Annotated in this window: 12 protein-coding genes; 11 read left to right on the forward strand and 1 reads right to left on the reverse strand. The window is 47.4% G+C overall.

Features of this window, described 5'->3' with window-relative positions; all coding sequences use genetic code 11:
- The first annotated feature begins 7 nt into the window (after positions 1-7).
- The 11 genes from xseA to GOM71_RS12600 all read left to right on the forward strand — a co-directional run bounded on the left by xseA (position 8) and on the right by GOM71_RS12600 (position 11,605).
- The gene (gene xseA, locus GOM71_RS12550; protein ID WP_156281526.1) at positions 8-1,390 is read left to right on the forward strand and encodes an exodeoxyribonuclease VII large subunit; all 1,383 of its coding nucleotides are present in this window, start codon (positions 8-10) and stop codon (positions 1,388-1,390) included.
- Complete coding sequence (gene xseB / locus GOM71_RS12555; RefSeq protein WP_156281528.1) at positions 1,362-1,616, forward strand: exodeoxyribonuclease VII small subunit; 255 nt, start codon at positions 1,362-1,364, stop codon at positions 1,614-1,616. Before xseA ends, xseB begins: the two co-directional genes overlap by 29 nt.
- The gene (locus GOM71_RS12560; RefSeq protein WP_483311040.1) at positions 1,613-2,527 is read left to right on the forward strand and encodes a polyprenyl synthetase family protein; all 915 of its coding nucleotides are present in this window, start codon (positions 1,613-1,615) and stop codon (positions 2,525-2,527) included. Before xseB ends, GOM71_RS12560 begins: the two co-directional genes overlap by 4 nt.
- A 128-nt stretch (positions 2,528-2,655) precedes the next feature.
- On the forward strand, positions 2,656-4,554 hold the full coding sequence (dxs, locus tag GOM71_RS12565; RefSeq protein ID WP_367649577.1) for a 1-deoxy-D-xylulose-5-phosphate synthase: 1,899 nt from the start codon (positions 2,656-2,658) through the stop codon (positions 4,552-4,554).
- A 42-nt stretch (positions 4,555-4,596) separates the two neighbouring features.
- Positions 4,597-5,430, forward strand: a complete 834-nt coding sequence (locus tag GOM71_RS12570) for a TlyA family RNA methyltransferase (protein ID WP_156281530.1) — start codon at positions 4,597-4,599, stop codon at positions 5,428-5,430.
- Between the two features lie 211 nt (positions 5,431-5,641).
- The gene (locus tag GOM71_RS12575; protein ID WP_367649578.1) at positions 5,642-6,100 is read left to right on the forward strand and encodes a hypothetical protein; all 459 of its coding nucleotides are present in this window, start codon (positions 5,642-5,644) and stop codon (positions 6,098-6,100) included.
- 26 nt (positions 6,101-6,126) lie between these two features.
- Positions 6,127-6,579, forward strand: coding sequence for a transcriptional regulator AhrC/ArgR (gene ahrC, locus GOM71_RS12580; protein WP_156281532.1), 453 nt, complete (start codon positions 6,127-6,129; stop codon positions 6,577-6,579).
- A gap of 67 nt (positions 6,580-6,646) precedes the next feature.
- Positions 6,647-8,362, forward strand: coding sequence for a DNA repair protein RecN (gene recN / locus GOM71_RS12585; RefSeq protein ID WP_156281534.1), 1,716 nt, complete (start codon positions 6,647-6,649; stop codon positions 8,360-8,362).
- 123 nt (positions 8,363-8,485) lie between these two features.
- The gene (gene spoIVB, locus GOM71_RS12590) at positions 8,486-9,829 is read left to right on the forward strand and encodes a SpoIVB peptidase (protein WP_173275561.1); all 1,344 of its coding nucleotides are present in this window, start codon (positions 8,486-8,488) and stop codon (positions 9,827-9,829) included.
- Positions 9,830-10,113: 284 nt separating this feature from the next.
- Entirely contained in the window at positions 10,114-10,926 is an 813-nt protein-coding gene (spo0A, locus tag GOM71_RS12595; RefSeq protein ID WP_156281536.1) for a sporulation transcription factor Spo0A, read from the forward strand.
- Between the two features lie 232 nt (positions 10,927-11,158).
- On the forward strand, positions 11,159-11,605 hold the full coding sequence (locus tag GOM71_RS12600; protein WP_156281538.1) for an NUDIX hydrolase: 447 nt from the start codon (positions 11,159-11,161) through the stop codon (positions 11,603-11,605).
- Positions 11,606-11,668: 63 nt separating this feature from the next.
- On the opposite strand, the gene GOM71_RS12605 is transcribed toward GOM71_RS12600, so the two are convergent.
- Positions 11,669-11,892: transposase (locus GOM71_RS12605; protein WP_173275340.1), on the reverse strand; the 224-nt coding region annotated here is incomplete at its 5' end.

An 11,892-nucleotide genomic window follows, 5' to 3' on the forward strand; every position in this document is an offset into this window, starting at 1 on the left:
GATTTCTATGGCGAATCAGCCTCGCATTTACACGATTAAAGAAATTAATCGTTATATCGGTATGAAGCTGGAGTCGGATTCGCTGCTCGGAGACGTGTGGCTGCGGGGTGAAATTTCGAATTTCACCCATCACTCCAGCGGCCACATGTATTTTACGCTAAAGGATAAAGACAGCCGGCTAAAATGCATTATGTTCGCCTCGCATAATCAGCGGCTTCCTTTTCTACCTCGCGAAGGCACGAAAGTGATGGCAAGAGGAAATGTCTCGGTTTATGAGCGGGACGGCAACTATCAATTTTACGTTACGACGATGCAGCCTGACGGAATCGGGAGCTTGTATCTTGCTTACGAGCAGTTGAAACAAAAGCTTGAATCGGAAGGCTTGTTTGCCGAAACGCGCAAACGGCCCATTCCGCGTTTTCCGAAAGCAATTGGCGTAATCACCTCCCCTACAGGGGCGGCGGTGCGCGATATTGTTATAACGTTGCAACGTCGGCATCCATCGGTGCCAGTATACATATTGCCGGTTCTTGTGCAAGGCGCACAGGCTGCGCCTTCTATTGCGAAAGCCATTGAATCGATGAACCGTTTTGCCGAAGTTGACGTATTAATTGTAGGAAGAGGCGGCGGTTCGCTTGAAGAGCTTTGGGCATTCAACGAAGAGGCGGTTGCCAGAAGTATAGCTGCATCGCTAATTCCGATCATTAGTGCCGTCGGACATGAAACCGATTTTACAATCGCTGATTTTGTCGCCGATCTTAGAGCGGCTACGCCAACAGCGGCGGCTGAGCTTGCGGTACCTCATGCAGCGGAGCTTCGCCAGCAGTTAGACAGGCAGCGGCAGCGTTTGGAGCAGGCGCTTCGCATGATGCTTCAAGGACGCAAAGAAAGGCTGCAGCGTGCTCGCCGTTCTCCGTTTTTCGTGCACCCGCGCAAATATTTGCTTGATCAAGCCCAGCGGCTGGACCGCTTGCGCGAACGGCTCGCGCAGCGGACAGAGCGGACGGCAGAGAGAGGCAGAGCGCGTTTGCTGCAATTGAACAGCGCGCTTATGGGGCATCATCCGGGAGAGCAAGCCGCATTTGCGGCTAATCGGCTGAATGCGGGCGTCAAACGATTAGAGCAGGCGATGCAAGGAGCTGTGAAGGTTAGAAGGCTTCAGCTGCACGGAACGATGCGTCAGCTTGACGCGTTAAGTCCGCTTAAAGTGATGTCTCGAGGATATAGCCTCGTTTATGACGAGGAGGAAAAGCGTTTAATTAAATCGATTGCGCAGGTACAGCCTGGCGATGTGATCAAAATCATGGTAGCGGACGGTCAGCTTGATTGTCATGTCTGGTCGATGAAAGGAGACGGAAGCGATGGAGACGACGGAGGAGCTAAGCTTTGAAGCTGCGATGGAGCAGCTGGAACAAATCGTGGAGCAGCTTGAGAGCGGTGACGTTCCTTTAGAGAAGGCAATTGATTTGTTTCAGCAAGGGATGAAGCTGTCGCAGCTTTGCGGCGGCAAGCTTGAGCAGGTTGAACGTAAAATCGAGCTGCTGATTGAAACGGAGCAAGGTTTTCAGAAAAAACCGTTTGCAGCGGCGAACGATGACAGAGGAGAATCATTTTGAGCGACGGGATTGAAATCAAGTCTTATTTGCAACAATGCGCTGCAATAGTAGAGCAATCGCTTGCTAATGTGCTTCCCGCGGAATGGGACGTTCCGGGCAAACTTCGGGAGTCAATGATGTACTCTTTGGAAGCTGGCGGCAAACGAATTCGACCTGCGCTTGTATTGGCTGCGGCTGAAGCTATTCAGGGCAAAAGCAGCGCTGCTGAAAATGCGCTTCCGGTTGCCTGTTCAATCGAATGCATACACACCTACTCGCTGATTCATGATGATTTGCCGGCTATGGATGATGACGATTACCGCAGAGGGAAGCTGACGAATCACAAAGTATTCGGCGAAGCGATGGCGATTCTTGCAGGCGACGCACTGCTAACGCACGCGTTTCATCTGATCCCGCAAGCGGCTCGCAAAGGCGGCATTGACGCTCAAGCGGCTTTGGATATCGTCGAAGATCTTGCTATGTTAGCGGGAGCGCGGGGAATGGTTGGCGGTCAGGTAGCCGATGTGCTTGGCGAGCAAGGCGTAACGTCGATTGAAGAGCTGGAATATATCCATTTGCATAAAACAAGCGATTTGATCGTGTTCTCTGTCACTGCAGGAGCAAGAATCGGCGGGGCGTCACCGGCGCAGCTGGAATTGCTCGAGCAATACGGACGCAATATCGGCTTGGCTTTCCAAATTCAAGACGATATTCTCGATTTAATTGGCGATGAGGCAAAGCTAGGCAAAAAAACGAACAGCGACGTCGCTCAGCAAAAGGTTACGTATCCGTATTTGATCGGAATTGACGAGAGCAAGTCGCAAGTGAAGCGTTTAACGCGCGAAGCGAAAGCTGCTGTACTCGAAGCGGAGCTTGCGATGCCGAAGCGTTTGCTTGAAATAGCCGATTATTTGGTGCAACGGGAATATTAATTGATTTCCCAGAGCGGCGAATGTTGTCGATTGGGAAAAAAATATGCAATATGCTATACTTATAGCAATATTCTTTCGTCTTCGGACAGTGGAACGCATACAGCGTTTTTAGAAAGCGAGGAAGCAACGTGCTGCTTGACCATATAAACGGACCTCAGGATTTGAAAAGCTTATCGGTCCCCGAGCTGGAACAGCTGGCGGGGGAAATTCGTCAATTTCTAATCGAAAAGCTCTCCGTTACGGGCGGCCATCTTGCGCCTAACCTGGGGGTAGTGGAGCTGACTTTAGTGCTTCATTACTTATTTGACAGCCCGACGGATAAGTTTATTTTTGATGTGGGCCATCAATCATACGTTCATAAAATTTTAACCGGACGCAAAGACCGGTTTGATTCTTTACGCAAATATAAGGGCTTAAGCGGTTTTGTCAAACGTTCCGAAAGCGAGCATGACGTTTGGGAAGCCGGCCACAGCAGCACATCGTTGTCCGCTGCGATGGGGATGGCGCTGGCTCGCGATTTGAAGGGCGAGAGCAACCGCGTAGTAGCTGTTATCGGAGACGGCGCTTTAACTGGCGGTATGGCGTTAGAGGCGCTCAACCATATCGGCGACGAGAAGAAAAACTTAATCGTCGTGCTCAACGACAATGAAATGTCTATCGCGCCAAATGTCGGCGCGATGCACCATTATTTAAGCAAAATCCGGACGGACCGCCATTATCAGAAGGCCAAGGATGAGCTTCAGCATTTTCTGAACAAAATCCCTGCGATTGGCGGCAAACTGGCCAAAACAGCGGAGCGTTTCAAAGACAGCTTGAAGTATTTGCTTGTCAGCGGCATTCTATTCGAGCAATTTGGTTTTACGTACTTGGGACCGGTAGACGGTCACGATATCGAGCAATTGGCCGAATTGATGAAGCAAGCCGACTCGATTGAAGGACCAGTGCTAGTCCATGTCATTACGGTAAAAGGCAAAGGCTACTCGCCAGCGGAAGCGGATTCGTTCAAGTGGCACGGCGCTACGTCCTACAAAATCGAATCGGGCCAAATGCTGAAAGCTGTAGGGCCTCCAATGTATACAGAAGTATTCGGCAGTACGCTTATCGAGCTGGCGGAAAAGGACGAACGGATCGTTGCGATTACGCCGGCGATGCCCGGCGGCTCCGGCTTGCTCAAGTTTGCTGAGAAGTTTCCGGATCGCATGATCGATGTCGGCATAGCGGAACAGCATGCGGCAACGTTATCCGCTGCAATGGCAATGGAAGGCTTGAAACCGGTATATGCCGTTTATTCGACTTTCCTGCAGCGCGCGTATGACCAAGTTGTCCACGATATTTGCCGTCATAACGCTAATGTGGTGTTTGCAATCGACCGCGCGGGCTTCGTAGGTCCGGACGGCGATACGCATCAAGGCATATACGATATCGCCTTTTTGCGCCATGTGCCAAATTTGGCCATTATGATGCCTAAGGACGAAAATGAGCTGCGCCGTATGATGAAAACGGCAATCGACTATAACGACGGACCGATTGCTATTCGCTATCCGCGGATTAATGGCCTCGGCGTCGAGATGGAAACGGACATTAAGCCGCTGCCTTTTGGCAAATGGGAGACCATTCGCGAAGGCGAATCGGGCGTTATTTTGGCAATCGGACCAATGCTTCAAGTTGCTCATGAAGCTGCTGAGCTGTTGAAGCGCGACGGCTTGAACATTCGAATTGTAAACGCAAGATTTATTAAACCGCTTGATGAACAGCTGTTGCTCGGCCTTGCTGAGGAAGGCAAGCCGATTGTCGTGCTTGAGGAAGGGACGGAGCTTGGCGGTTTCGGCAGCTCTGTGCTTGAATTTTACTCGCTGCGCAATATTTATGGTTTATCGATTCGAATTATTGGCATACCGGATGAATTTATCGAGCACGGCTCCATTAGAGAGCAGCAGATCGAAGTCGGCTTAACAGCCGAACGCGTATCAACGGAATTTAAAACTATGCTGCCTGCCCGTAAAATGAAAGCATCAAGTCAGCATTAAGCTAGTCTATACGTTCTATATGTACGTTGTTTAAGGAGAAAAATGACCAATACACCAAAGGAAAGAATCGATGTGCTGCTGGTCGAGCGCGGCTTTTATCCAAGCAGAGAAAAAGCAAAAGCCGCGCTAATGGCCGGTCTTGTGCTCGTCGACAATGTGCCGATTGATAAAAGCGGAATGAAAGTTCCCCGTACAGCCGACATAAGAGTAAGGGGAGCTGTACACCCTTATGTAAGCCGCGGAGGATTGAAGCTGGAGAAGGCAATTCGTCAGTTTGGCATCGATATGAATAGCCGTGTGATGCTTGATATCGGAGCTTCAACAGGCGGCTTTACCGATTGCGCGCTGCAAAACGGCGCCTCATATGTTTATGCGATTGATGTTGGTTACAATCAATTGGATTGGTCGCTCAGGCAGGACGAGCGCGTCAATGTGATGGAGCGAATGAATTTTCGTTACATGACGTCACAGGATTTGACCGGTCCTGCGCCTAATTTTGCATCGATTGACGTTTCATTTATTTCGCTAAAACTGATCTTGCCTGCACTCGGACAGCTTGTCAGCGAAGGCTCCGGCGTTGTCGCGCTTATTAAGCCGCAGTTTGAGGCGGGACGCGAGCAAGTCGGGAAGTCTGGCGTCGTGCGCGAGCCGTCTGTTCATGCTGAAGTGCTGCGGAGCGTGCTTGGAGCGGCTGCGGAAATCGGTTTTGATTTGAATCAATTAACGTTCTCGCCGATTACGGGCGGTGAAGGAAACATTGAGTTTCTTGCTTACTGGGTTTGGACGGGGCGCGCCAATCAAGCTGTTCCGGACGATTCCGTTATTCTATCGGTGGTGCGGGAAGCGAGCGATACGTTTACGGTCAAAAAGAAATAGCTATAAAAGGCTACAGAGTCTGCGTCATCTTGGCGGCAAGACTCTTTTTTTGCGTCTTCGCACTTTACAGAAGGGCGGTCTATTTGATAAACTAAAAACACCAAACATGCGTTCGCTTCTTCTGTTGCCAATCCGAACAGGGAAAATTATCCTTCATCTCGAAATGTTATAGAAGCGATTATGATCGAGATTGTGAGAGGGAGGCATACATGTGGGGAGCTTTATTGAATGGTTTGTAATGCTGATTGCCGGCTCGCTGCTGGCGATATGGATCTATCGCTCATTTTACCGTTGGCTGCACACGCCTTATACTGTCAATCGCATAAAGCTTGGGAAAGGCGGACAGCTTGACGATAACGATGAGAACATTGCTTTTTTGGAACAGGCAGGCTTTGAGGTTGTTTCAGGCAAGCATCGGGTGCCGGTAGGCATCGAGCTTGATGGGGAACCGCTTGCAAGCCGATTGTATATCGATTATATTGCCGAGCAAGACGGCACAATGTATATAGTAAAGACTGCGCGTGATCGGATGCCGATGGATTGGACAGGCAGCGGAGTGAGAGACAGGCTCCTCATTTATTCGCTGATCGCACCGGAATGCGCAGGGGTTTTGTTCGTAGATGTGAAGGAACAGGCTATTCGAACCATTCGTTTTCATGTCGGAGAATAATTATTCCATACGAATCGAGGGATTTTATGAAAGGAATTCGGCAGTACAGAATTAAAGAATTAGTTACCAATCAAGTGATCGAGACTCAAGAGGAATTGGTCGAAGCGTTGAGGGAAACCGGTTTGCAGGTTACTCAAGCTACGGTGTCTCGCGATATGAAGGAATTAATGCTCATTAAGATCCCGGTCGGCGACGGCCGGTACAAATATTCTCTTCCTCAGGATCAGCAGCGGCACAACCCCATAAATAAATTGAAGAGGGCGCTGCTGGATCATTTCGTACATATTGATTACACGGACAATCTGGTCGTCATGAAATGCTCGCCGGGAACTGCGAATGCAATCGGGGCACTCATTGACAATATGGAATGGACTGAAGTTATGGGAACGATTTGCGGAGATGACACTATCCTCATTATTTGCAGAAATAAAGAAATGAGCTCGGATCTTGTTGAGAAGCTGCTGGAGCTGTTGAATTAGAACTGGCGGAATTAAGCGCATTTCACATGTTTATACAATGAAGAACAATATAGGAGGTATTTGCGCCATGCTGCGTGAGATGTCCATTCGAAATTTAGCGGTTATTGAAGAGGTAAACGTTTCGTTTCACCATGGATTCCATGTGTTGACGGGAGAGACGGGAGCGGGTAAATCCATCATAATCGATGCGCTCAGCTTGATCGTCGGTGGACGCGGCTCAGCAGATATGGTCAGATACGGCTGCGATAAAGCGGAGATGGAAGCGATGTTTGATCTTCATCGCAATCATCCGGTTTGGCGCGTACTGGACAAGCTTGGCGTTCATGCTTCAGCCGATGAGATGCTCGTTATTCGCCGGGAATTAACGTCTCAAGGCAAGAGCAGCAGCCGCGTGAACGGACAACTGGTTACGATGACGATGCTGCGAGAAATCGGCGAATGCCTCGTCAATATTCATGGCCAGCACGAGCATCAATCATTGCTGCGGACAGAACAGCACTTGGAATGGCTGGATATGTTCGCGGGCGATTTGTTGATCGAGCGGAAACAGGCATATCGTGCCGTATTTCACGAGCTTCAGAAAACAAGATCAAGTCTTCGCGAGCTCGAGGAATCGACAAGGCAAAATGTGCAAATGCTTGATCTATATCGGTTTCAAATTGAAGAAATTACGAATGCTCAGCTAAAGCCTGGTGAAGATGAGAAGCTCGCGGAAGAGAAGAGAAAGCTTCAATATGCAGGCAAACGAATGGACAGCGTATCCGACGCTTACAGCTATCTGACCGGCGGCAAAGGAATAGATGCTTTGAATAAGGCAATTACAAAGCTGATGGACATACAGACGTTTGATCCCGGACGAATATCGCCATTGCTGGAGCAACTGCAATCCGCTTATTATCAGGCAGAAGACGCGGCATTTCAGCTAAGGGATTATCGCGACAGCATTGATTCGGATCCGGAGCAGTTGGCTTTTATAGATGATCGTCTTGATTTGATCAACAGCTTAAAGCGCAAATATGGAGAGACCATTCCCGATATACTTGCTTATTTGAAGAGAACCTCGCTCGAGCGCGATAAAATTGAAAATCGCGATGACTATTTAGACAAGCTGCGAAAAGAAGAACGTGTATTGTATGAGCGTGCGGTTGAGCTTGCTGCAGAGCTTTCGCAGCTTCGAACGCATGCAGCGAAACGATTATCGGAGTCGATTGAATCAGAGCTCGTTCAATTACAAATGAATAAAGCAATCTTTTGTGTACAATTGGATCGAATCGGTCAACATGAAAGCGTTGAGGAGGCGAAAATCAGCCTGAACGGCAACGGAATGGATGAGGCCGTTTTTATGATGTCGACGAATCCAGGCGAACCGTTAAAGCCGCTCAGCAAAATTGCTTCTGGCGGTGAAATGTCGCGCATTATGCTTGCCTTGAAATCAATTTTTGCAGAGATTGATCAAATTCCCGTACTTATATTCGATGAGGTCGATACAGGCGTTAGCGGACGTGCAGCGCAAGCGATCGCGGAGAAAATGTCGCAGCTGTCCATGCGGTGCCAGATTTTCTCGATTACGCATTTGCCGCAAGTGGCTTGCATGGCGGATCATCATTATGAAATAAGCAAACAAGTGGTTGGACAGCGGACTTGCACTTCAGTCACTAAGCTTAGTTTGCAGACAAGAATCGAGGAGCTTGCGCGAATGCTTGGCGGTGTCGAAGTAACGGAAAAAACACGTCATCATGCACAAGAAATGCTTGATTTGGCGAATCGGCAGAAGGGAGCCTAATGGAAGGTATTCAGGGAATGTTTTTGCGGTCATAAAACAAACGGTGCAGGGTACCTTATAGGTACGCCAATGGCGATGATGCCTTTCTCGTCATGCGATGGAATAACAGGGAGCGTGAAATCATTGAACTCCAGCCCAAGGAAGAGATGGTTTGGCCTGGTTCTCGTTTTCTTCGTTTGCATAGGCGGGCTCTCCGCACCGTTTCAACATTTTGCCGCATTCCCAAATGAAATCCGTTTGTTTTCCGGCCAATTGAAACGACTGCATTATGGGGTTCCCGTACATGCCGAAGTAACTGTAGATCCTCAAATGCTTCAAATTAACGGTTCACCGAAGCAATCGTTGTCCGTTAATTTAAACGACACTTTGTCACTGCAGCCTTATCATAGCGGCCAGACAAGCATGAAAGTGAAATTATTTGGTAAAATTCCTTTCAAGACCGTTAAAGTGAATGTCGTTCCAGATTTAAAGGTAATTCCAGGCGGTCAGACAATTGGCGTTAAGGTGAAATCAGCTGGTATTCTTGTGGTTGGTCATCATCAAGTTGCAGACAACAACGGAATCAAGAAATCTCCAGGTGAAGAAGCAGGTTTAAAGTTAGGCGATCTCATCGTTAAAATCGACGGTAAAGTCATTAATGAAGTACGTAAGGTAGCCGAAATCGTTGAACAAGCCGGTATTGCGAAGAAACCGCTGGCTATTACTTACAAACGCAACGGTACATTAGCGGAAACGCGTTTAAGCCCGGTACTTGACGCACAAGAGCGAAATTGGCGGCTTGGACTTTATATTCGCGATTCCGCTGCAGGTGTCGGCACTTTGACGTTCTATGCGCCGGATCAAGGGGTTTATGGTGCGCTTGGTCATGTAATTACCGACATGGACACGCAAACGCCAATCGAAGTTGGTGACGGTCAAATATTGCAATCAAGCGTAACTTCCATAAACAAGAGCCAAAATGGCGATCCGGGCGAGAAACGAGCCCATTTTGTCAAAGAAGGCAAAGTGCTTGGGAATATTGAACGCAATACGCCATTTGGCATCTTCGGTAAAATGAACGAGAATCCGAACCACAGTTATAGTGAAAAGTCGATTCCCGTTGCTTTTGCCGAAGAAGTAAAGGAAGGTCCTGCGCAAATATTGACCGTCGTAAACGGTCAACGCGTCGAACGCTTCGATATTGAAATTTCCCATGTAACCAAACAGCCTGCCCCTGCAACAAAAGGAATGGTTATCAAGATTACAGACAAGAGACTCCTTGATAAAACAGGCGGAATTGTACAAGGGATGTCAGGCAGTCCAATTATTCAAAATGGCAAGCTTGTCGGGGCTGTAACTCATGTATTTGTTAATGATCCATCTTCTGGATACGGATGTTTTATTGAATGGATGTTGCAGGATGCCGGTGTTTTGATGCGTTCGGACAAGTCCGGTCATAAACCATCTAATATCGGAACAGCAGCTTAACGTATCAATAAAGAAACCGCTGATGGCTAACGTGACCTCGTTGCCGGCAGCGGTTTTTTGCTTCATAGATTAAACGACAGGACGATGCTGAAACTGTCGAAATAAAACGAACAAAATCACTAAATGTAATAAATTATTAATTATAACGAAAATCTGAAAAAAAATAAAGATAAATAATTTTCGACAGGAGGAATTTGGTTGGCCATGTCGAAACCATTAAGCAAGACAACTATGGGAAGGTAATCATAATCGAATAAACAAACAATTTAAGGGAGGACCATACCTTGCACAAGATCGAAGTTTTGTTGGCAGATGACAACCGTGAATTTACTAACCTGTTATCGGAGTACATATCGGAACAAAGTGATATGAGCGTATGCGGAATCGCGTACAACGGAGAAGAAGTATTGGCCCACCTTGAAGAAACGGGAAAAATTCCGGATGTGCTTATTCTCGATATAATTATGCCCCATTTGGACGGACTTGGCGTGTTGGAGCGACTGAAAGAAATGAACTTGTCTCCAATGCCGAAAATTATTATGCTGACTGCTTTCGGCCAAGAAAACATTACGCAAAAAGCAGTACAATTGGGCGCATCGTATTATATTTTGAAGCCATTTGATATGGAAATTTTGGCAAATCGGATTCGCCAGCTAGTCGGCAATAGCGCATTTGCTTCCACTTCTACTTACAGCTCGACGACGACAACGGTTAAATCCAATGTTGTGCCGCTTGCTAAGGGTAAAAACTTGGATGCGAATATTACGAGCATCATACATGAAATCGGCGTACCTGCACATATTAAAGGATATCAATATTTGCGCGAAGCGATCACAATGGTGTATAACAACATTGAAATTCTTGGCGCAATTACAAAAACGCTGTATCCAGCAATCGCCGAAAAATTCAAAACAACGCCTTCCCGCGTTGAACGTGCGATCCGCCACGCGATTGAAGTCGCTTGGACTCGCGGCAACATCGACAGCATCAGCCACCTGTTTGGCTATACGATCAACATCAGCAAATCAAAGCCTACCAACTCGGAATTCATCGCGATGGTCGCTGACAAGCTGCGGATCGAGCATAAGGTGAGCTAGCAACTTAAACCGCCATTTATCGGATTCGACGCATCCGATAATGGCGGTTTTCTTTTTGGGATTCGAAAGATTAGACGATTAGAGAAAAGACAATATTTTAACCACATCTTTATTGGGATCGCACTGGCCCACTAATGGAGTGGTTTTTTATTGCAATTTATGAAACGCTGGAAATATAATGAATCCAACATCTTTTGGGTGGGAAATAATTATAAGAAGAGGCGGCGAATAGATGCATCTTATCAGAAACATTACGGAAAGTGATTTATACGGCGGCGAAGCTAGATTCATGGATGAAGTATCCCGTGATGCTTCAAGAGGCATTTTACTAAATGAACAAGGGCAAATTGCAATTATGAAATTGTCTGCTACTCATCTGTATAAGCTGCCTGGCGGAGGTATAGAGGATGGAGAAAAAGCAGAGGTGGCATTCCTGCGAGAAATTAAAGAAGAAACAGGCTATGATGCCGTCATCAAACTTTATTTGGGCTACATAGATGAACACAAAGTGAAAAATCGATTTTTGCAAAGGTCACATTGCTATATAGCAGTAGTTGCGAGCGTACAGGGAACTATTGATTTAACCGAGGAAGAGTTGGTTCTAGGAATGCAAATGGAGTGGATGAGGGTAGCGTCAAGTAGTTTGTGTAGTAAGATTATCCATCGGAACGTTGGATAAAGAATATGATGCTTGTTCGGTTGGAGGGCGTAGCCCAAGCGCAGGCGCGGGAGATTAAAGGTCTTAGTCTGCCCCTCTCGCATATCGCTCGTTGTACATCTGCTCAAACGCGACCTTCGTATCAGGATCGACAAAGCCGCGAATGGCTCTGCCACACCACTTTTCGTTGTAATCTAGTGCTTGCAGGTAAATGATCTTTTCTGCCGCTTCAATATTAGTAAGGCTATTCATCGGCTTTAATCGTTTGCGTAGTTCTTTGTTCATACGCTCGATCGGATTTGTTGTGT

Origin of the sequence: Paenibacillus sp. NEAU-GSW1 (assembly GCF_009737085.1) — a bacterium.
Taxonomy (GTDB): Bacteria; Bacillota; Bacilli; order Paenibacillales; family Paenibacillaceae; genus Pristimantibacillus.